Here is a 242-nt window from a genome sequence, read left to right on the forward strand (position 1 = left end):
TTTAAACGTTATCTATCTGCAATTCTTTGAATTCTATCAAGCGCACTGTTCCAAGCTTCTTCTGCATCCGAACCACCTGCTACATCACCAAATGCTTCTTTAATTTCGTCATCCACAGGTTGGAACTGTCTTCCTTTGTAAACAGGTACTACTGCTTGCGCTGCTTCCGAGAAAATCACAGCTGTTTGAATGCCACCGAAGTAAGAATCTTCATACTCAATAAATTCTGGCATGTCATATAC

1 protein-coding gene is annotated in these 242 nt (G+C 40.5%); it reads right to left on the reverse strand.

Going from position 1 to position 242, the window contains the following annotated elements; all coding sequences use genetic code 11:
* Positions 1 to 8: 8 nt before the first annotated feature.
* Positions 9 to 242, reverse strand: a 234-nt coding sequence (locus AOA61_RS00260; protein ID WP_218197299.1) for a hypothetical protein, incomplete at its 5' end; no start/stop codon positions are given.

It is taken from the genome of Pseudomonas sp. 2995-1 (genome assembly GCF_002742505.1).
Taxonomy (GTDB): domain Bacteria; phylum Pseudomonadota; class Gammaproteobacteria; order Pseudomonadales; family Pseudomonadaceae; genus Aquipseudomonas; species Aquipseudomonas sivasensis.